Source organism: Neobacillus niacini, from assembly GCF_030817695.1.
GTDB lineage: Bacteria > Bacillota > Bacilli > Bacillales > Cytobacillaceae > Neobacillus > Neobacillus niacini_F.
Genome location: NZ_JAUSZQ010000002.1, coordinates 4653142 through 4672500, shown reverse-complemented (window position 1 = coordinate 4672500; position 19359 = coordinate 4653142). Strand labels below are relative to the sequence as shown.

The 19359-nt window shown below is 37.8% G+C and carries 18 protein-coding genes, 1 tRNA gene, 2 riboswitches and 1 other annotated feature (1 of these 22 only partly in view); of the genes, 18 read left to right on the top strand and 1 reads right to left on the bottom strand.

All coding sequences use genetic code 11. From position 1 onward, the window contains the following. From QFZ28_RS23570 to QFZ28_RS23500, 15 genes are all read left to right on the top strand, one after another. A tRNA-Leu gene (locus QFZ28_RS23570) sits at nucleotides 1–29 on the top strand; it begins 52 nt to the left of the window's first position. 154 nt (nucleotides 30–183) lie between these two features. Continuing rightward, entirely contained in the window at nucleotides 184–933 is a 750-nt protein-coding gene (locus tag QFZ28_RS23565; protein WP_307196916.1) for an IclR family transcriptional regulator, read from the top strand. 16 nt (nucleotides 934–949) lie between these two features. After that, nucleotides 950–1900: a sugar kinase gene (locus QFZ28_RS23560; RefSeq protein ID WP_307196915.1), complete on the top strand. Its 951-nt coding sequence runs from the start codon at nucleotides 950–952 to the stop codon at nucleotides 1898–1900. A gap of 14 nt (nucleotides 1901–1914) precedes the next feature. Beyond that, nucleotides 1915–2553, top strand: a complete 639-nt coding sequence (locus QFZ28_RS23555; protein WP_307196914.1) for a bifunctional 4-hydroxy-2-oxoglutarate aldolase/2-dehydro-3-deoxy-phosphogluconate aldolase — start codon at nucleotides 1915–1917, stop codon at nucleotides 2551–2553. Between the two features lie 132 nt (nucleotides 2554–2685). Next, complete coding sequence (locus QFZ28_RS23550) at nucleotides 2686–3693, top strand: LacI family DNA-binding transcriptional regulator (RefSeq protein WP_307196913.1); 1008 nt, start codon at nucleotides 2686–2688, stop codon at nucleotides 3691–3693. 67 nt (nucleotides 3694–3760) lie between these two features. Next, complete coding sequence (locus QFZ28_RS23545; RefSeq protein ID WP_307196912.1) at nucleotides 3761–4780, top strand: zinc-binding alcohol dehydrogenase family protein; 1020 nt, start codon at nucleotides 3761–3763, stop codon at nucleotides 4778–4780. A 42-nt stretch (nucleotides 4781–4822) separates the two neighbouring features. Further along, a complete protein-coding gene (gene uxuA / locus QFZ28_RS23540; protein ID WP_307196911.1) occupies nucleotides 4823–5899 on the top strand; it encodes a mannonate dehydratase in 1077 nt (358 codons plus the stop codon). After that, on the top strand, nucleotides 5900–6736 hold the full coding sequence (locus QFZ28_RS23535) for an SDR family oxidoreductase (RefSeq protein WP_307196910.1): 837 nt from the start codon (nucleotides 5900–5902) through the stop codon (nucleotides 6734–6736). Nucleotides 6737–6867: 131 nt separating this feature from the next. After that, entirely contained in the window at nucleotides 6868–7884 is a 1017-nt protein-coding gene (locus QFZ28_RS23530) for a TRAP transporter substrate-binding protein (RefSeq protein WP_307196909.1), read from the top strand. 33 nt (nucleotides 7885–7917) lie between these two features. After that, a complete protein-coding gene (locus QFZ28_RS23525) occupies nucleotides 7918–8487 on the top strand; it encodes a TRAP transporter small permease (protein WP_307196908.1) in 570 nt (189 codons plus the stop codon). A gap of 13 nt (nucleotides 8488–8500) precedes the next feature. Further along, nucleotides 8501–9784, top strand: a complete 1284-nt coding sequence (locus QFZ28_RS23520; protein ID WP_306073672.1) for a TRAP transporter large permease — start codon at nucleotides 8501–8503, stop codon at nucleotides 9782–9784. Between the two features lie 203 nt (nucleotides 9785–9987). After that, nucleotides 9988–10069: riboswitch (glycine riboswitch) on the top strand. Between the two features lie 153 nt (nucleotides 10070–10222). Next, a complete protein-coding gene (locus QFZ28_RS23515; protein ID WP_307196907.1) occupies nucleotides 10223–11587 on the top strand; it encodes an amino acid permease in 1365 nt (454 codons plus the stop codon). 141 nt (nucleotides 11588–11728) lie between these two features. Then, a riboswitch (Lysine riboswitch) is annotated at nucleotides 11729–11911 on the top strand. A 105-nt stretch (nucleotides 11912–12016) separates the two neighbouring features. Next, nucleotides 12017–12853, top strand: a complete 837-nt coding sequence (locus QFZ28_RS23510; protein ID WP_307196906.1) for a transporter substrate-binding domain-containing protein — start codon at nucleotides 12017–12019, stop codon at nucleotides 12851–12853. Between the two features lie 62 nt (nucleotides 12854–12915). Continuing rightward, nucleotides 12916–13659 (top strand): amino acid ABC transporter permease, encoded by a 744-nt coding sequence (locus tag QFZ28_RS23505; protein WP_307196905.1) that lies wholly within the window; start codon nucleotides 12916–12918, stop codon nucleotides 13657–13659. Between the two features lie 20 nt (nucleotides 13660–13679). Continuing rightward, a complete protein-coding gene (locus QFZ28_RS23500; protein WP_307196904.1) occupies nucleotides 13680–14423 on the top strand; it encodes an amino acid ABC transporter ATP-binding protein in 744 nt (247 codons plus the stop codon). Between the two features lie 119 nt (nucleotides 14424–14542). Here QFZ28_RS23500 and QFZ28_RS23495 read toward each other — a convergent pair whose 3' ends face one another. Then, on the bottom strand, nucleotides 14543–15349 hold the full coding sequence (locus tag QFZ28_RS23495; protein WP_307196903.1) for a YitT family protein: 807 nt from the start codon (nucleotides 15347–15349) through the stop codon (nucleotides 14543–14545). Nucleotides 15350–15483: 134 nt separating this feature from the next. Then, nucleotides 15484–15732: a binding site (T-box leader), on the bottom strand. 240 nt (nucleotides 15733–15972) lie between these two features. Here QFZ28_RS23495 and QFZ28_RS23490 point away from each other — a divergent pair. The 3 genes from QFZ28_RS23490 to QFZ28_RS23480 all read left to right on the top strand — a co-directional run bounded on the left by QFZ28_RS23490 (nucleotide 15973) and on the right by QFZ28_RS23480 (nucleotide 19340). Further along, nucleotides 15973–16404, top strand: a complete 432-nt coding sequence (locus QFZ28_RS23490) for a MarR family winged helix-turn-helix transcriptional regulator (RefSeq protein WP_307196902.1) — start codon at nucleotides 15973–15975, stop codon at nucleotides 16402–16404. Further along, nucleotides 16397–17584, top strand: a complete 1188-nt coding sequence (locus QFZ28_RS23485; RefSeq protein WP_307196901.1) for an MFS transporter — start codon at nucleotides 16397–16399, stop codon at nucleotides 17582–17584. Before QFZ28_RS23490 ends, QFZ28_RS23485 begins: the two co-directional genes overlap by 8 nt. A 214-nt stretch (nucleotides 17585–17798) precedes the next feature. After that, nucleotides 17799–19340 (top strand): response regulator transcription factor, encoded by a 1542-nt coding sequence (locus QFZ28_RS23480; RefSeq protein WP_307196900.1) that lies wholly within the window; start codon nucleotides 17799–17801, stop codon nucleotides 19338–19340. The last annotated feature ends 19 nt before the right edge of the window (nucleotides 19341–19359 follow it).

Genomic DNA, 19359 nt, shown 5'->3' with positions numbered 1-19359 from the left:
GAGTGTCGGTTCGACCCCGACCACCGGTATCAAAAAACACTCACAAATGTTGTCAATCAACATTTGTGAGTGTTTTTTTTATTATTTTCTCAATATTTAAAGAGAATGCATTGACACCCTCAATAAACGAATATATGATTCATATATACAATCACATATGTGATTTTAAAGTGAGGTGTTATTTTGACCGTTAAGTCTGCACTGCGCGTTTTACAAATTTTTGAATTGCTTGCTCAATATCCTGATGGATTAACCGTGAAAGAAATGAGTGACAAACTAGGCTGGCCCCAGAGTAGTACCTTTAATCTGATTCAAACCCTATACAATCAAAGCTATTTATCACAATCAGCTTCAAAAAAGTATAAACTTGGTGCGAACCTTATTCAACTGGGTTCAAAAGCACTAGATTCCTTTGATTTCGTAACCGAATCTCAACCGTATTTGCAAGAATTAATGAATACAGTAGAGGAGACCGTTTTTATGGCGGTCCTTTCAGAAGACAAAGTGGTTTATGTAAATAAGTTTGAGTTTGAGCGTTCCATACGGACAAGTGCTTATATTGGAATGCAAAGGCCAGTTTATTGTACTGGTTTGGGAAAAGCATTCTTAACTTTCCTTCCTTTTCGTGAGAGGGAAGAGATTTTAAGTAAGATTGAATTGAAGGCGATTACACCAAAGACGATTACAGATCGTCAGGCTTTGGAATTGCAATTATCTGAGTTTTTTGAACTAGGCTATACGTTTGAAGAAGAAGAAAATGAAGAAGGATTACTTTGTATTGCAGCACCTGTCTATGATGTAAGCAAGAGGATAAAGGCAGCGGTAAGTGTTGCTGGTCCAAAAGAGAGAATGCTCATGCATAAGGACAGAATTGTAAGCAATTTATTAGTAACCACTGAAAGGATATCAGCAAGAATGGGATACAGTAAGTGAGTTAGGGGGAAAAGTGATGGACGTTGTAACCATTGGAGAAACGATGGTGCTGTTTACTCCTGAGGCGGAGGGGCCGCTAAGATATTCGCAGCAGTTTTCGAAAAGGTATGGGGGAGCTGAGTCGAATGTAGCCATTGGTTTATCTAGGCTTGGTCATCAGGCAGGCTGGATCAGTAAAGTAGGGAATGATGAATTTGGGAAAGGCATGCTTTCGTTTATCCGCGGTGAAGGGGTCGATGTTCGTACGGTTCAACTAACAGATGAAGCCCCAACAGGGATGTATTTTAAAGAACATAAACGCGAAGGCGTGATCAATATTTATTATTATCGAAAAGGTTCTGCCGCAAGTAGGATGACAAAGGAAGATTTAGATAAGGACTATATTGGCCAAGCCAAATATCTCCATATCACGGGAATTACTCCAGCACTCAGCGAGAGCTGCCGTGAAACGGTCTATGAAGCTATCAAAATCGCAAAAGAGAGAAATGTAAAGGTCGTTTTTGATCCGAACCTTCGAAAAAAACTTTGGGAAGAAGATTTGGCTAGAGAAGTATTACTGAAGATTGCTTCTGAAGCGGATATTATTCTGCCTGGTGTTGAAGAAGGTCAATTTATATTTGGGGTTGACGAACCTGAAGAAATTGGAAAACGTTTTTTACAGTTGGGCGCATCGATTGTTGTGTTAAAGATCGGGGCAGAAGGAGCTATCTATTTTACCGAAAATGAAACAAGAAAAGTATCTGGTATTCCAGTCAAGCATGTTGTTGATCCCGTTGGAGCGGGTGATGGCTTCGCAGCAGGATTTCTTTCAGGAATGATTGATGACTTACCGCTTGAACAAGCTGTTAAACGTGCGAACGCAGTAGGTGCACATGTGACTATGGTCAAGGGAGATGTTGAAGGTCTTCCAGATCGATTTGAAATTGATCAAATTCTATCAAACAATGAAAACGATGTCATTCGTTAAGGAAAGGTGATTTTATGACTTTACTAGATCAAATTAAAGAGACAGGTATTGTAGCTGTTATTCGCGGTGCATCAAAAGAAAATATTATCCCCATTGCAAATGCTTTAAAAAGCGGCGGCGTTACTGCCTTAGAAATTACACTTGAAACACCTCGAGTTCTTTCGACAATTGAAAAGTTATCCGCAGAACTTGGGGATGAAGTCATTGTTGGTGCAGGAACAGTCCTTGATCCTGAAACAGCAAGAGCAGCGATTATGGCCGGAGCAAAATTTGTTTTTTCTCCAACGACGAACATAGAAACGATTAAAATGACAAAACGTTATGGAGTCCTAAGCATTCCTGGAGCGTTAACTCCGACAGAAATTTTAACTGCCTTTGAAAATGGTGCAGATCTAATCAAAGTGTTTCCGGCAAATGTGTTTGGTCCGAAATATTTAAAAGATGTCCACGGACCACTTCCGCAAATTCCATTAATGCCTACCGGCGGTGTAAATCTTGAAAACCTTGGTGATTTTGTGAGAGCAGGCGCTGTTGCGGCGGGAATTGGAAGCAACCTTGTGAATACGAAGCGGGAAATCAATGAGCAATACCTTGCAGAACTTGAGCAGACAGCACGTGCGTATAGTCAAGCATTTAAAGAAGCGAAAAGGTAATAGATTTAACTTATAAATAACACTTGGAAAGTTTGTTTTCAGAATCTTTTAAAAAGGTATTGCCAATGTAAGTGTTTTCACTTATACTTTCACTAAACCGATTTACTAAACCGGTTTAGGAGAGAGATGCAGATGGAAAAAGTCACAATGAAAGATGTTGCTATTAAAGCGGGAGTTTCGAAGAGTACTGTTTCCCAGTATATAAACAACCGCTATGAATATATGGCACCAGCCACCAAGAAAAGAATTGAGAGTGCGATCAAAGATCTTCACTATATCCCAAATTATGTGGCGAAGAGTTTAAAACAAAAGAAATCAGCAACCATCGGGGTTATTGTTGCTAATATCCTTCATTCCTTTACTACGGAGATAATAAGAGTCATTGAGGATACATGTAAGCAGAATGATTTTCATATTTTCGTTTGTAATGCAGATGATAACCCTGAAAAAGAGCAAAGCTATATAAATATGTTAATAGCTAAGCAAGTAGACGGCTTGATTATTTTTCCAACGACAGGGAACTTAGAGTCCTATAAACAATTAAGAAAAGCTCAATTCCCGGTTGTGTTTATTGACCGTAAAATGGAGCCGGTTATTTTTCCAACCATTTTGCTAGATAACGAGAAAGCGTCTGAATTAGCTGTTGATTGCCTCCTTAAAGGTGGAAAAACAAGAATTTGTTTAGTAGGTCAGTCTATTGAAGGCGGAATCACCCCGCGTCTTGAAAGGATTGAAGGGTTTAAAAAAGCCTTGCTCAAAAATGGATTACCTGTAAATGAAAATTGGATTGTTACGGCTGACTCTCATGAAATCAATAAGCAATTATTATCTGTTTGGCAGGATGAAGATAATCGTCCCAATGCTTTTTATGCGATTAATGGGATGGCCGCGATTCATTTATTAACCTTTTTGAAAGCGAATAACGTTCGCATTCCTGGAGATGTAAGCGTTGTTACCATGGATGATTCACCATTTTTAGCTGCTTCTACTCCGGCCATAACGGTTGTAACTCAACCAAACTATGAGATGGGTAAAGATACAGCGAATATTATACTAGGGTTAATTGAAAACCCGGAACTAAAGGAAGAATATCAAGTTTTGCGCTATCAGCCAAAATTAATAGAAAGAGAATCTGTATAAAGTTGGTGTGAAAAATACCTTTATGCGATTGCTGCAGGGAGTTTTAATTGAATAGGAGTGTACTTTTATGAAAGCTGTTCGTATTCCAAAACCAATGGAAATTGTTATAGAAGAAGTTGAGAAACCTGTCATTAGCAGTCCGAACGAAGTACTTGTAAAAATAAAACGAGTAGGAATTTGTGGATCGGACATGCATATTTACCATGGAACAAATCCGCTTGCCACCTATCCGCGAGTGGTTGGTCATGAGGTTGCTGGAGAAGTGGTATCTGTTGGTGAAGCTGTTACCAATCTAAAACCAGGTGATCATGTCGTCATTGAGCCAATTCGTTATTGTGGTAAGTGCTATGCATGTCGTAAAGGACGTCCGAATGTGTGTAACGAACTTTCTGTTTTTGGAGTTCATGAGGATGGAGGAATGCGTGAATTTGTCGTCCTCCCTGAAAATCAACTTCATGCTGTTGATCCATCACTGGACTGGGATGAAATTGTATTAGCAGAGCCTTATACCATTGGTGCTCAAGCTGTATGGCGCGGTAATGTTCAAGAGGGAGATACGGTTTTCATTCAAGGGTGTGGACCGATTGGTATCTGTATCTTGAAAATGGCAAAGATTGCAGGAGCTACAGTCATGATGTCTGATTTAAAAGCAGAGCGACTTGCATTTGCAAAGGAAAATGGCGCAGACTATGTGATTAATGCCGGAAGCGAATCCATTGAAGAGAAAATAATGGAGTTTACAAATGGTGAAGGTGCCAATGTTGTCATTGATGCCGTATGTTTACCGGCTACCGTTGAGTTGAGTTTGAGAGTGGCCTCTGTTGCAGGTACCATAGTTGTTCTTGGTTTTGATGAGCGCCCATCGCAAATTCCACAATTACCAATCACAAAGAAGGAATTAACGATTGTGGGTTCACGTCTTCAAACCTATCAATTTGAGAAGGTTGTTTCGCTATTAAATGAAAACAAACTAAAAGAAAATGGCTTGATCACTCATAAATTTGCTTTAAGTGATGTACAAGAAGCCTTTACTTTTGTAGAGAAAAATCCAGACATTGTAAGAAAAGCACTTATCGTTTTTGAGTAGATTTTTCAAAAGAGTTAATTTAAAAAAGTAGGTGTCCTTTAAATGAATATGACATTTCGTTGGTATGGCAGGGATAATGATACCGTGTCACTTGAACAAATCAGACAAATTCCAAATGTGAAGGGGATTGTTTGGGCGCTGCACAAAAAACAGGTTGGTGAAGTTTGGACGACTGATGAAATTCGTGAAGAAGTCGACTATATCCAATCATATGGTTTTCATGCCGATGTCGTTGAGAGTGTGAACATCCATGAATCGATCAAGCTTGGTAATCAAGAGCGAGATTATTATATTGAAAATTACAAACAAACGATTCGAAATTTAAGTCAGTTTAACGTAAAAGTCATTTGTTATAATTTTATGCCTGTTTTTGACTGGATCCGTACCGATTTATTTCACCCGCTTCCAGATGGTTCAACCGCTCTATTTTATGAAAAAGCAAAGCTTGATTCTCTTGGACCGAACGAGTTAATCGAAACCTTTGCGAGTGCTTCTTCGAAAATGACGTTAGCTGGGTGGGAACCTGAAAAATTAGCAGCAACTCAAGAATTGTTTGAGGCGTACAAAGAGATTGATGAGGAAAAACTTTGGGACAACCTGCGTTATTTCTTATTAGAAATTCTCCCTGTATGTGAAGAGTGTGACATCAAAATGGCGATTCATCCCGATGATCCGCCATGGAGCTTATTTGGGCTTCCGAGAATTATGACTGGAGAACAGAGTTTGGAAAGATTAGTATCCATTTCTAACTCTCCTGCAAACGGAATTACCTTTTGCACAGGTTCCTTAGGTTCAAACCCGTCAAATGATATGGTGGATCTTGCTAAGAAATATGCTAAGTATTCTCCATTTTCTCACCTTCGCAATGTAAAAATATTTGATAATGGTGATTTCATTGAAACGTCGCACTTTACTGCAGATGGATCGATTGACCTTGCAGGAGTGGTCAAAGAGCTTGCTGAGCAAGATTACGAAGGGTATGTAAGACCTGACCATGGCCGGCATATATGGGAGGAAGATTGCCGTCCAGGATATGGCTTGTACGATCGGGCACTTGGAATTATGTATTTGAACGGTCTATGGGATGCAAATATTAAAATGAGAGAGGAGAATGTGTAAATGATACCTATACATAACCAGTTAAATGGAAGAGTGGCTGTTGTTACTGGTGGAAGTGGTGTTTTATGTTCAGAAATGTGCCGTGAACTTTCAAGGCACGGAGTAAAAGTCGCCATCTTAAATCGTACGGTTGAAAAAGGGGAAGCGGTCGCGGAAGAAATTCGCTCAAATGGCGGGAGTGCCATTGCGTTAGCAGCGAATGTCCTTGATCGTTCTTCATTAGAAAAGGCAAGAGCTGAAATCATTGAACAATTTGGCAAGATTGATATTTTAATAAATGGTGCCGGTGGAAACCATCCTGACGCCATTACTGCAAATGAAACCTATGGAGAAGAAGTGGAAGGCAAGACCTTTTTTGATCTTGATGAATCAGGTTTTTCACAGGTTTTTGCGAGTAATTTTACGGGGACATTTCTAGCTAGCCAAGTGTTTGGCAAAGCACTATTGGAACAAGATGCCCCATCGATTATCAATATCTCATCAATGAGTTCGTATTCGCCGATGACAAAGGTACCTGCTTATAGTGCAGCCAAAAGTGCCATCAATAATTTCACGATGTGGATGGCTGTCCACTTTGCAGAAACGGGCTTACGTGTGAATAGTATTTCACCAGGATTTTTCTTAACGAAGCAAAATCGTAATCTATTATTGAATGAAGATGGATCACTTACATCACGATCAAATAAAATTATTACGCATACGCCGATGAAACGATTTGGAACACCTGAAGATCTGCTTGGAACATTGATCTGGCTTGTTGATGAGTCATGTTCAGGGTTTGTAACAGGGATTACCGTTCCTGTGGATGGCGGGTTTATGGCATATTCAGGGGTATAGGTATTGGATATAGGGGGTCACCCCTATATTCTGCCCTCGATAAAGTAGACGGAAAATTTTAAAAACCTGTTTTTTATTTGAGTGGATATGATAGCGCTTTAAACAGAGTTTGTTGATGGGGGGAATAAGGAATGAAAAAGAAATTCGTAAAGGGTTTATTAGGGGTTGCACTATTGACAGGAATGGCTGCGCTCTCAGGCTGCAGTTCGAATGCTGCTGGGGCAAGCAAAAGTACTTTAGTGAAAGTGGGGACACCATTTGCACCTACACATCCAGTGAGTGTAGCATTGTTAGAAGTCTTTGAACCAGAAATTGAAAAAAAGACAAATGGAAAATATAATGTGGAAATCTATCATTCTGGTCAAATTGGTGGAGAAAAGCAATTATACGATTTTACTCGCAGCGGTATCGTGGAAGTTACAGCGGTTGGTACCGTTATGTGGAGTGAAGTTCCAATGATGTCGACTCCTGACTTTCCATTTATTTTTAGAGATGTTGCGCATGCGAGAAAAGTATATCAAGGAGAAGTCGGAGAGTATATTGCAGAGAATTTAGAATCACAGGAGCCTCTTAAATTTTTATCATGGCATCCAAATGGTGCCCGTGTTTTTAGTTCTAGCAAACCGATTAACTCTGTAGAAGATTTTAAAGGACTTAAATTAAGAATGCCAAATAACCCAATTCACGTTCAGGTTGCGCAGTCTCTCGGAGCAAATCCACAAATTATGGATTTTGGGGAAGTGTTTACAGCATTAGAACAAAATGTGGTTGATGGCCAGGACAACCCAATTTCAACGGTTAGACAAGAAGGCTGGTATAACGTTCAAGATTATATTTATGAGTCGAACCATATGGTATCCTCGATTGAATTGTTGATGTCCAATGAATTTTGGGAAACGTTGACGAAGGAAGAAAAGGCAATTTTCCAAGAGATTGCCGATGCAACATCGGATAAAAGCTGGGATTTATATGAAGAAAGTCTCGAAGCAGATCGAAAGTTCCTCGAGGAAGAAGGCTTAACTTATGTTGTTCCAACGGAAGAGGACAGAGAGCAATTGGTGAAGGCGATGGAGCCAGTGTATGAAGTGCTTTATGAAAAATATGATTGGGCAGAAGATTTGATTAAACGAATTCAGGCGGTTGAGTAGGAGAATTTATTTTCAAACAAGGGGGGAAGGATTATGTCTAATATTTTGGATAAGCTTTTCAAAAATGTAGATTATTTATTGGGCATTATGATGGCGTTGATGGTCGGATTCGTATTTCTAAATGTCATTCTACGTGCTGGATTTAATTCAGGGCTCGTGTGGTCAGAAGAACTTGCTCGTTATTTGTTTGTGTTTATTACCTTTATTGGTGCCATTGGAGCGATGCGATCCAATTCTCATTTAGGAATGGATATTGTTGTCCGACGTTTGCCGCATAAAGGAAAGATTGTTGCCTATTTCCTCAATCAAGCTTTAATTCTTGTTGTTATGGGTATGCTTGTTCAAGGAACTTATTCGATGGTCGTCCAGAGTGTAGAAGCAAGAGCGGCTGCAACGGGAATTCCATTATCGGTTCTATTCAGCATTATGATTGTGACTGCTGTGTGTATTGGAATTAACTGTATTGCGAACATCGTTAAGGTGATAAAAGATCCAAATAAAATTGATCAACTTGTTACTATGCATGAATCAGAAGAGGATGATATTGTTGACCAGGTTAATAGTGACAATAAAACCAATTCTGAAAAAAAATTGAGCATCTAAGGGGGAATGGGCAATGACAATGGGAGTATTTTTAGTAAGTCTGATTGGTGCAATGGCTTTAGGGATGCCAATTGCATTTGCGCTGCTATTAAGCGGTGTCTTCATGATGTTTTTCCTAGGGGATTTTGATACGCAGATTATTGCACAAAATTTGTTTGTTGGAGCCGATAGCTTTTCCTTAATGGCGATTCCATTCTTTATTTTAGCCGGCGATTTAATGAACCGCGGCGGATTAACGCTAAGAATTGTTCGTGCTGCCACTGCTATGGTTGGTCATATTCGCGGCGGGTTAGGATATGTTTCTATTTTAGCCATTTTATTATTTGCTAGTTTAGTAGGATCGGCTGTTGCATCGACTGCGGCATTAGGAGCCATCTTAATCCCAATGATGTCACAAGCAGGATATGACCGCGGCCGTTCGACGGCTTTGATTGCAAGCGGTAACATTGTGGCACCGATTATGCCTCCATCTGTTCCAATGATTGTCTTTGGGGTAACAGCAGGAGTATCTGTAACGGATTTATTTATTGCAGGAATTGCTCCTTCGATATATATTGCCATTGCTCTATGTCTTGTTTGGGCTTGGGTAGCACGTAAGGACAAGGTAAAACCGCTGCCGCGTGCTAGTTTTAAAGAAATGGCGAAGGCTTGTTTGGATGCGGTTTGGGCGATTTTAATGCCTGTTGGTATTTTAATTGGTCTTAGAGGTGGGATTTTTACTCCTACAGAGGCCGGTGTGGTTGCTGTTGTATACGCTTTGGTTATCGGGATGTTTATCTATCGGGATCTGAAGCCAAAAGATGTTATGGAGAGCTTAATTAGTTCTGCAAAAACATCAAGTGTCATTATGTTGTTAGCTGCGGCTGCGATGGTGTCTGCATGGTTGATGGCAGTAGGGAATGTACCACAAGACATTTCTGAGATTTTAAGCCCGTTAATTGATCGTCCGTTGCTTCTTTTAATCGTGATTAATATCATTATTATTTTGGTCGGTATGGCCATGGACGTAAATCCAACCATCTTGATTTTAACACCAGTGTTAATGCCTGTTGTCAATGCAGCAGGAATCGACCCAGTCTATTTTGGTCTATTGTTTGTATTGAACAATGTTATTGGACTTCTAACCCCGCCAGTTGGAACCGTTCTAAATGTTGCGATTGGTGCAGGTAAAATAAGTATGGAACGTTTGATTAAGGCCATCACCCCGTTCCTCATCGTAGAAGTCGTTATCTTATTCTTATTAATCTTTATTCCAGAACTAGTAACTGTTCCAATGGAGTTTTTCTCAGGGGAGTAAGAAAAATATAAGCAGTTAGCATTTGTAAGGTATCACTATTTGCCTATAGAATTTCTTGCTGAGAACCATATCGTAAATTAGTGAAAGTAAATTGTTGTTGACAAGATCCTTAACTACTATTAAAATGAAAAAATATTAAAAATATTATCGCAATAAAAATTTAATAATTAGCAGCTATGAATGCTATGGATCAAACTATAGCAGGAGCAGCTTCTGGAGAGACCGCTGGAATTTTAGCGGCGCCGAAGGGTTCACAATCTCAGGCAAAAGGACAGAAGAGTACTGAATATTATTTGTTATGCTGATAATCGTCAGCATGACAACTATTATTTGTTATTCTTAGACCTAAGAGATTGGAGAACATCCAGTCTCTTTTTTTATTGGGTAATTTTATTGCTCATGATTTCACATTAATAGTAGTTTAAGGAGGAATTTAACTTGGCACAACAAGAATTAAAGAGAGATTTAAAAAATCGGCATGTTCAACTAATTGCAATTGGCGGCACCATTGGAACTGGATTATTCTTAGGGTCCGGCAAAGCGATACAACTGGCCGGCCCATCCATCATTTTTGCTTATTTAATCGTGGGGATTGCCGTTTTTTTCGTTATGAGGGCGCTAGGGGAGCTCCTTTTGTCTAAAGCAGGTTATCAATCATTTACCGACATTGCTAAAGATTATCTTGGGTCTCGAGCAGCGTTTGTAACTGGCTGGACATATTGGTTTTGTTGGATTATGGTTGCTATGGCTGATGTGATTGCAGTTGGAGTCTATGTGCAATATTGGTTTGATATTCCACAATGGGTACCTGCTATCATCTGTTTAATTATCTTATTAGGACTCAATCTATTAACGGTAAAGCTTTTTGGAGAATTAGAGTTTTGGTTTGCTTTAATAAAAGTAATTACCATTCTAGTATTAATAGCTATTGGGGTTATTTTGCTAGTGATGGGATTCAAGACCGATGCGGGGACAGTTACGATTCAAAATCTTTGGGAACATGGAGGACTATTTCCAAACGGAATTTCAGGTTTCTTACTTTCGTTTCAAATGGTTGTATTTGCTTATGTTGGAGTGGAACTAGTGGGTGTATCGGCCGCAGAGACATCCAATCCTGAAAAAAATATCCCATCAGCTATTAATAAAATTCCTGCAAGGATTCTATTTTTCTATGTTGGCGCACTAATTATCTTATTATGTATAAATCCATGGACGGAGCTAAATGCAGCAGAAAGTCCTTTTGTTAAAACGTTTAGTTTAGTTGGAATTCCGATAGCCGCAGGAATTATTAATTTTGTCGTATTAACGTCAGCTGCATCTGCTTGTAACAGCGGTTTGTTTTCAACTAGCCGAATTCTATTCAATTTAAGCAAAAATGATCAGGCGCCATCTAATTTTGCAAAACTGAATAAAAATTTTGTACCAAGCAACGCATTATTTACATCCACGCTTGTGGTATCAGTCGGTGCGCTTTTAAGTAAACTTATTCCGGCACAAGCTTTTGGAATCGTGACAACGATTAGTGCCATTTGTTTTATTTGGGTTTGGGGTATTATACTAATTTGTCATATAAAGTATAAAAAAACACGCCCGCAATTACAGGAAAAATCAACCTTTAAGGCACCATTCACACCATTTGTTAATTATGCTGTATTAACGTTGTTTGCAATGATTCTTATCATTATGCTGGTTGCCGAAGAAACACGTCCTGCCTTATTGTTGACACCACTATGGTTTATACTATTATTTATTTTGTATTCTAATAGAAGAAAAAAGGAAAAAGATATCAAACTAACAGCATAAAGCAAACCAAAAAAGAGCCATTCACAACTCAAATGTTGCCAGGAATGGATTGAATAGAAATGGAAGTAAAATACAAGTTGACGGATTTCGACTGGATGCGGTAGTATATTAATATAATTTAATAAGACCTCACTTTTTTTTCAGTGAGGTAGAGGCGCGGTATTTAACAGTCTTTAGTGGAGCTTGAGAAGCAATGAGGCTAAGGAGAAGGGGATATCGCCGAAGTTTGTAATATTCTCAAGTATTACATGCTGGGTCTGTAGTTAAGAGCTGCAGGACTGTCTCAATAAACTCTCCGGTTTATTGAGTTGTGCTATCTCATTTGGGATAAAAGAGGGGACTTAAGGTAACTATGCATATTGCGACCTGAGTTTATCTCAGGTCGTTTTTTGTCTTTAGTAAACTATTAAAAAAAAGGGGAAAGACATCATGAAAAATAAGTTTAAGATAATTATAGTTTTGTTGGTTTCAGCGATTCTTCTATTAGCAGGTTGTGGGACAAGCAAGGGTTCTGATTCTGGATCATCAGAGGATAATACTTTTAAGGTTGGTCTTGAAGCTGGATATGCTCCGTTTAACTGGACTCAAAACGATGATTCTAACGGTGGTGTTAAAATAGACGGTTCTGCAGAATATGCAGGCGGATATGATGTGGAAATTGCTAAAAAAGTGGCTGAAGGTTTAGGAAAAGAATTAGTGATTGTCAAAACAGAATGGGATGGACTTGTACCAGCTTTAACATCAGGTAAAATTGATGCCATTATCGCTGGAATGTCACCGACAGCAGAACGTAAAGAAACAATCGATTTTTCGGATAATTACTATACATCCAATTTAGTGATGGTTGTGAAAAAAGGCAGCAAGTATGAAGGTGCAACTTCTATCCAAGATTTCAAAGGGACAAAAATTACAGCTCAATTAAATACGTTCCACTATTCAGTAATTGATCAAATTGAAGGTGTAGACAAGAAAACGGCGATGGACAACTTCCCAGCAATGCGAGTAGCTCTTGAATCAGGGATGATTGATGGATACGTTTCAGAGCGTCCAGAAGGAGTTAGTGCTCAAGCAGCAAATGATAACTATGTAATGGTTGAATTTGAAGAAGGCTTTAAAACTTCAGCAGATGATACAGCAATTGCTGTCGGTCTTAAAAAAGGCAGTGACCTTACAGACAAAATCAATGAAATTTTAGCGGGTATCTCAGAAGAAGAACGCACAAGCATTATGGATAATGCTATTAAGAATCAACCAGCAGCAGAATAATTTAAACGAGGCCGGCTGTATAAATCGTACAGTCGGTCTTATACAGTAGAGGAGGATAAAAGATGAGTCTTGAGTGGGTCGTTAAAATAATCTCAGAAAACTGGCCTATGTTCCTTCGTGGTGCTGGGTTAACACTTTTGATTGCTCTTATTGGGACGGTTTTAGGAGCAATAATTGGATTATTAGCGGGGGTAATTCGTACAATTCCAGTGCCTGAACGTGGAGCGAAAAGAGTATTTTTAAAAGTAATCAACGCAATTCTTTCTATCTATATTGAATTCTTCCGTGGAACACCAATGATTGTACAAGCGATGGTGATTTATTATGGTTCTGCGTTAGCATTTGGTATCGATATGAATGTATTTGCAGCAGCAATAATTGTTGTATCGATTAATACAGGAGCCTATATGGCAGAAATTGTTCGTGGCGGGATTGTTTCGATTGATAAAGGACAGTTCGAAGCAGCGCATGCGATCGGAATGACTCATGTCCAAACGATGTGGAATGTGGTATTGCCACAGGTTATTCGAAATATTCTACCGGCAACAGGAAATCAATTTGTTATTAATATTAAAGATACATCCGTTCTGAATGTTATATCCGTTACAGAATTATATTTCGTTACAAAATCGATTTCAGGTAATAACTTTAGATATTTTGAATCATTCTTCGTAGCATGTATGATTTATTTTGTAATGACCTTTATTGTCACAAGAATCTTGCTATACCTTGAAAAGAAATTAGATGGCTCTGACAACTATACAATGATCGGAAATGATACACAGGCAGAAGTGAGTCAAAAATAATAGGAGAAGGAGGAGTTAATATGGAAAAAATTATTGATATTCAACATTTAAACAAATCCTTTGGAACACATGAAGTATTAAAAGACATTAATTTCTCGGTGAATAAAGGAGAAGTAGTCTCCATTATCGGTTCTTCAGGGTCTGGTAAATCAACTCTTCTTCGTTGTATCAATCTTTTAGAAAAACCAAGCGGCGGACAAATCATCTATCATGGCGAAAATATTTTAGATGATAAGCATGATGTAGCTGATTACCGGAAGCATTTAGGCATGGTGTTCCAACAATTTAACTTATTCAACAATCACAATGTTCTCAACAACTGTGTGGTGGGACAAGTAAAAGTATTAAAACGCTCTAGGGAAGAAGCAGAAAAAGTAGCGATGAAGTACTTGAAAGTTGTTGGCATGGATAGATATATCAATGCGAAGCCAAAGCAGCTATCCGGCGGTCAAAAGCAGCGGGTAGCGATAGCAAGAGCACTTTCCATGGAACCAGATGTGATGTTATTTGATGAACCAACATCCGCTCTTGATCCAGAAATGGTAGGAGAAGTTTTAAAGGTCATGAAGGAACTTGCAGAATCAGGTCTTACGATGCTAATCGTAACGCACGAAATGGAATTTGCCAGGGAAGTATCTGATCGAGCCGTATTTATGGATAAGGGAGTTATTGCAGAAGAAGGAAGTCCCGAACAAATTTTCAATAATCCAACACAAGACCGTACCAGAGAATTCCTAAAACGTACATTAAAAGAATCATATTAATTACCCTTTCATAGGATGATCTGTGCTAAGGTAGAATGACCAGTAGTATTATCAAAAAAATGCATACTTTTTAAAAATGGAAAAGACGCTTCTAATCGAAAGCGTCTTTTTCCATATTTCTAATTTTTAGCAAACAACCCGTCAACTTCAACGGTCTTAAATATATTTATAAATGCATTTTCATCATGGTTACGGACAATTTTTTTTATTTGTGCTGTTTCATAGCTTGTAACGACCATCATGATAATCTGTTTTTTCTCTTGGGAGTAGCCGCCATAACCTTCAGTAATGGTAATCCCTCGGTAGATTGATTCCAGTAAATCTTTTCGGATTAAATCACCTTTTGTAGTGACAATCTGCATGGTTAATTTAATATGATCCGTGTGAATTGTATCAATCATTTTACCAGTCAGATAGATAGATAAAAGTGTGTATAGGGCGATATTCCAACTAAAAGCAGCTCCGGAAATAAGAACGATAATGCCATTCATACCTGTAAGTAGAAGACCAACAGGAGCATTACTCGTTCGGGAAAGGATAATCGCAATGATATCCAAACCACCAGAAGTTCCGGAGGACTTTAAAATAATGCCGACCCCAATACCTCCAATGATTCCGCCAAAAATGGTTGAGAGCAATATATTGTCTGTCACAGGAACTGCGGGCAATAGATATAAGAAAACGGAGAGGGATAAAACACAAATTAGTGTATTGATGGTAATCATTTTCCCAAGTTTATAATAGCCTAAAATCAGCAAGGGTAAATTCAGCAGCAGATTCATTAAGCCAATATCAAATGGAGTAATTAACCCAATCAAAATAGCAATACCGCTAATACCACTGCTCAAGATTCCATAAGGAACGAGAAAGAAATTAAAAGCAAAAGCCACAATTAATGAACCTGAGATAACAAATAGATTTTTCAAACCATTAAACCTCCTTGAGTAAAAAAAGAATGATTACTTGTAATGGTAGAATGTGCATTTAAGGAACTTTTTAGGTGAGATGTGAACACGAATGGTGATTCCACCACTTTATGCATAAAAAAACTCGTCCCAAAAATAGGGACGAGTTTGTGCTCGCGTTACTACCCATATTCCGTAGGTTTCTAAATAGAAACAAATCGGCTCTCAGTCAACGTACTACCATACGTGTTCCATCGTAACGGTGGAAATCCGTCAAAGCCTACTGATTTTCAGCTTTGCGTCTCGGAGATGATTTCCAGATAAGATTGCCCATCGACTTCCACCAAACGCCGACTCTCTGGAGAACAAATTCTTTTTTTACTCTTTCTCGTCATAGACTTTAATTATTAAAAGATAATTTATCACGAGTTTAACGGGCGAGTCAATATATTTTATTGGGATAATAATATAATAAAAATTCAAAATAATATATCTTGTTAGACTCATTTAAGACATCACTTACTATGAACTGAATGAGTCAATATTTAAAGTAAATACCTTGACATCTTTTTCAAAAAAACATATGGTTATCTTAGGTAACAGTTATCCGTAGTAACTATTTTATTTGAGCGGAGGAGAAAGAATTGGAAGGTTTTTTTCAGCGTTATTTAAGTTTATATAGATCACTAATAACTAAATTGAATGAACTAATGAGTACTTATGAGCTTTCTTACTCTTTATGGCAAGTTATTTTTTATATAAAAAACAATGGACCTTCGACACTTGTAGATATTGCAAATAATTATAATGTTGAAAAGCCAACTATCACGAGAAGGGTTCACCGTTTGGAGGACCTACAGCTGGTGAAGCAAATTCCTGGTATGGATAGGCGTGAGAAAGTCATTCAGCTAACAGAATTAGGAGAAGAGATTTATCAAGCATGTAGAGAAAAAATTACGGAACTAGAAAATAGTGTTATGGAAGGTATCACTGATGAAGAACAAATGATTACGTTTCAAACGCTTCCTAAGGTACAGGAAAATATTATGAAAGGCGAGGGAAGCAAAAGTGAATAATCCTAAATTATGGACAAAGGATTTTATTATTGTATCCAGCGTCAACTTTTTGTTAACGTTAGTCTTTTATTTATTAATCGTAATTATAGGTGTTTATGCGGTAGAGGAATATCAAGCTTCTGCAAGTCAGGCCGGGCTTGTTACAGGGATTTTTATTGTTGGTACGTTAATTGGGCGTCTGTTTATTGGCCGTAGTATGGATTCAATTGGCCGTAAAAGAACGTTATTCATCGGATTAATTCTTTATATTTTAACAACATGTTTATATTTTATCCATTTGGGTATCACCTTCTTGCTTATTACCCGTTTTTTACATGGTATTACATTGGGTATTGCAAGCACAGTAACAGGAACGATTGTGGCTCAGATTATCCCGAAAAGACGAAGAGGAGAAGGTATCGGTTATTACAGTATGAGTTCGACATTATCTACAGCAATCGGACCGTTCATTGGGATATATATGAGCCAACATACAAGCACTCAAATCATTTTTAGCCTTTGTCTGATTTTAGGAATCCTCAGTTTAATCACAGCATTCTTTGTCCATGTGCCGGCATTGGAAGGAGCAACATCGAAAACCGAAATAAAAGGATTCAAACTCTCTCAATTTATCGAACCTAAGGCAGTTCCGATTGCTGTGATTACTCTAATAATAGGTTTCTGTTACTCTAGCGTTCTTTCTTTTATTAATTTCTATGCCATTGAAATTGAACTGGTTAGTGCAGCAAGTTTCTTCTTTCTTGTTTATTCAATAGCAGTATTGATTTCACGTCCTTTCACAGGCCGCTTAATGGACGTGAAAGGTGCAAACTATGTGATGTATCCGGCATTTGTCCTTTTTACAGCTGGAATGCTGCTTTTAGGTTCAGCCCACAGCAGCAGCACTTTGTTAGTAGCGGGTATCCTTATTGGATTCGGATTTGGGAATATGCAGTCATGCACTCAGGCAATCGCTGTTAAGCTGACGCCACCTCATCGTATGGGCCTGGCAACGTCGACTTTCTTTATATTTCTTGACGCCGGGCTTGGATTCGGTCCTTATTTACTTGGATTCTTCCTTCCATATACGAGCTATAGTACTCTTTATATGATTCTAGGCGTTCTAGTGTTAGTTTCTTCTGGTCTTTACTTTTTATTGTACGGAAAGAAAGAAAGGGCTAGTATTAAAGCTTTAATTTAAACTGTATTGCAATACTTAATACGATGAAAAAACGTTTCTTACACTAGTAAGGAACGTTTTTTAGCTTTAACTGTTTCTTCTTAGGGTCTTTCATTTATTTATCTAAAATTGGTAGATTTAAACCCCATAGATAATATGAGAAATACTAGTTTTGAAGTGTATAATATATACTAAGAATATTAGCAAAATAGGCTTTCCTTCTGAGGTGAACATGATGGCAGCAAAAGAACTGTGTAAAATTATTATTGTAGATGATGAGGTTTTAATTAGACAGGGGATTAAACACTACATTAATTGGGAGCAAGAAGGCTTTCAAATTGTGGGGGAGGCTTCGAATGGAAAGGAAGCACTTGAGATCATTGAACGAACTCATCCTCAAATCATACTAACCGATATTGTGATGCCTATTATGGATGGGGAAGAATTGACAAGGATTGTTAAGTCAAAGTATCCAGATATTGAAATCATTATCCTTAGTAGTTTTGGCGAATTTGACTATGTTCGTTCTACCTTTCAAAGCGGAGTCGTTGATTATATACTAAAGCCTAAACTGGATGCAAGTACATTGTTAGATGGGCTAAATAAAGCAGTAAGCAGGTTGTTACCTACTGCTTCAAATGAAACAAAACAGCAGGATCGTATGTCTGTAAATCTTGTCATTGATAAGTTAATTTCTGGTCTTGAAACCGATTATGATGCCGAACTGGTATCGAGAGTATTTCCCTATGATAGCTTCTATTTATTAGGTGTAGTTTTTAATGGGCATTATCCTAAAGAAGATTTGACTCAAATACAAGATCAAATTACAAAGCAATACCCTTCTAATATAGCTCAAGCAACACATTATTCATTTTCCATAGATAAGAATAAAACAGCGGTTATTCTAAATGTAAATAAAGTCGAGTCCGAAGCAATCATCGATTCCGTAAAAAAGATTGCCGAAACTCATAATGATTTTGGCTTTGTTCTAAGTGAGCAATTCACTGATTTTTCACAAATCGGGCTTGTATATAAGGAAAAACTATCAAAATTGATTCAATATCAATTTTATTTTCCACACATCCCTATTCTAAGGGAACAGGATTTACAACGGGAAGTACCAAAAATGGAAGCTTTCAAAATGGATTGGTTCACAAGCGAATGTAAGCATAGTCGATTTTATGAAGCTTTTAGCTATTTACAGGAGTATGTATCTTTATTTTCTAAATGTTTTACAACGGATATATTCGAATTCAAATCATTCTTTGAAAATATCATCTTCCACATTACTGTCATACTAAATAACATGGAATACGATGTGACTGAAATAAAGAATACGAAATATGAGTACTTCAGGTCAATTAACGAGGCATATTCATCTAATGAAACAGTAGAACAACTAAATAAGTTTATTGAACAAGTGAACAAATGCTTAGATTCAGAGAAAAACCAACCTAGTAATTTAAATATGAAGAAAATCCTGCAATTTATTGAAGACCATTATGCCGACCAACTAAGCCTATCAGATGTAGCTGAGCATTTTCATTTTAATCCTTCCTATTTGTCAAACTATTTTTCTACACATAATAAAGAAGGATTTATCGAGTATTTAAATAAGGTTCGAATTGAAAAAGCTTCGCAGCTCTTACTTAAGGATTCAGCATCGATTTCAGAAATTAGTGGATTGGTAGGTTTTTCAGATCATAGCTATTTCTGTAAAGTCTTTAAAAAAATTAACGGAATGTCACCTAGTAAATTTAGAAGAAAACACACTTAAGGATTAAGAGATGGGATAT